General features: G+C 57.5%; 1 protein-coding gene and 1 pseudogene. Both read left to right on the forward strand.

The annotated features are described in order from the left end of the window. Positions 1–316 (forward strand): annotated as a pseudogene (locus tag EOA27_RS32430) (thermonuclease family protein); the annotation flags it as partial. Between the two features lie 35 nt (positions 317–351). Continuing rightward, positions 352–2,331 (forward strand): ATP-binding protein (locus EOA27_RS32435; RefSeq protein WP_145970684.1); only part of this gene is annotated, 1,980 nt, incomplete at its 3' end.

Here is a 2,331-nt window from a genome sequence, read left to right on the forward strand (position 1 = left end):
CGCTTATGCAGCGCAACAGGCTAAGGCGCAGGCGGCAAAGCTCGGTCTATGGGTTGGCAACTTCCAGGCGCCCTGGGATTGGCGAGCGCAGCGCAGTGATGATGCGCAGGCGCCGTCGACGCCAACCTTCGCGCTCGGCAGCGGCAATGCCGGCTGCAACATCAAGGGCAACATTTCGGCGGACGGCGAGCGGATATACCACGTCTCCGGACAGAGATATTACAGCGTCACCATCATCAACGAGGCCAAGGGCGAAAGATGGTTCTGCTCGGAAGCCGAAGCCGTTGCAGCGGGTTGGCGTCGCTCTAGGCGCTAGCTTCCAGCGTTTCGATTTTCAACAAAGGAGAATGTATGAGTTTCGATCGCGGCGCCGAATGGCACAGATGGGATCCTCATATCCACGCCCCTGGCACTCTGAGAGAGGATCGATACGGGGGCGATTGGGACGGTTACATTGCGGCGATAGAGAACGCTACTCCCGCGATACAGGCCCTCGGCATTACTGACTACGGAGTAACAACTACCTATCAACGTGTAATGGCTGAAAAAGCCGCGGGGCGCTTGAAAGGTGTGGACCTGATTTTCCCAAACGTCGAACTGCGGCTGGACGTGGCGACGGTCAGAGGTAACTTCGTAAATCTACACCTGCTCGTCAGTCCAGAGGACCCCAATCACATCGGCGAGCTAAATCGCTTTTTGCAACGCATTGAATTTCGGCGGGCCGGCAAAGACACCTACGCTTGCACACCGGAAGATCTCATTCGCCTCGGCCGGGCCGTTGACCAAAACATTAAAGACGACAGCATCGCGCTCTCGCACGGAATTGGTCAGTTCAAGGCGAACCTCAATCAACTAATGGACGTCTACCGCGACATGGACTGGGTCCAGCGAAATGTGATCGTCGCAGTGGCTGGGGGAGCCGATGGCTCATCCGGCATAAGAGAAGCGGCCGACGCGACCGTTCGAGAGGGTATTCAGCGCGCGGCCCATGTTATTTTTTCCGCCAACCCGATCGACCGAGAATTCTGGCTGGGCCGCGGAAAGGAATCATCGGAAAGTATAATCGAATTTTACGGGGCGCTGAAGCCATGCCTGTGGGGATGCGATGCACACGAAATTGCTCGAGTGGGGAAGCCTGACCTCAACCGCCTTTGCTGGCTCAAGGGCAAGCCATCATTCGACACTCTGCACCAGGCTCTGATCGATCCTGAGCGGGCATACGTGGGGCAAGTGCCGCCGTCCGGAGCTAGCCCATCGATGGTCATAGATACCGTGACGATCAGCAACGCTCCCTGGGCTCAGACTTCCGTCGTCAGGTTGAATCCGGGGCTGGTAGCGATCATTGGAGCCAGAGGCTCCGGGAAAACTGCTCTTGCAGATGTGATAGCAACCGGCTGCGACTGCTACACCGCCTACGATGATAACTCCTTCTTAGGTCGGGCACAGGAACTCCTTTCCGGCGCCAAAGTGACGGTCGCATGGCAGGATGCACACGAGACCACGACGCGGGACCTTGCTGACCCGTTCAAGCGCGATGCTGATTCCTATGAACGGGCAAGATACCTCTCGCAGCAGTTCGTTGAAGATCTATGCTCAATTCGCGGGATGCCGCGCCTAATTTCGGAGATCGAACGAGTGATCTTTGAGGCACATCCGGCGATCGATCGCGATGGCGCTGCGGACTTTCGGGAGCTGCTTGATCTCCGCGCCGGCGTGTATCGGCAAGCGCGGCGACAAGAAGAAATAAACTTGGCCAGCGTGTCGGATCAAATTGGGATTGAGCTAGAGAAATCCCGGCAGGTAGCGGGGCTGGATGAACAAATCTCAGGCAAGGAAAAGCTGATCGCCGGATTGGTCAGGGACCGCGATGCGCTAATCCCAAAGGTGGCTAGCAAGACCGGCGAACGTTTACACGAACTCACAGCTGCCGCCGAGACGGTGCGCGGCTACATCAGACACTTCTCTAGTCGCCTAGCGGCCATTGCCGCACTTGGTGTGGAGGTTGCGGACATTCGCAAGAACCAGGCGCCCGACGGGCTACGTGACTTAAAGGAGCGGAACCGCCCGGCAGGATTCAAGGAGGACGAATGGCAGCTTTTTCTGCTTACCTTCTCGGGCGACGTTGACAAGTCAATCCGCGACCAAACTGCAACGGCCGAGACGAACCTCGCGGCATGGAAGGGCAAGAAGCCGCAGAGTCCGGTACACGACGGGAGTTTCATCGGCGCCGACGCAAAGTTAGAAAAGTTGCCGTTGGCAGTGCTGGAAGCTGAAATTGAGCGTCTGGGAGGTATTCTCCTGCAGGATGAGGCAGTAGCCAAACGCCTACAG

The organism is Mesorhizobium sp. M2A.F.Ca.ET.037.01.1.1, from assembly GCF_003998075.1.
GTDB lineage: Bacteria > Pseudomonadota > Alphaproteobacteria > Rhizobiales > Rhizobiaceae > Mesorhizobium.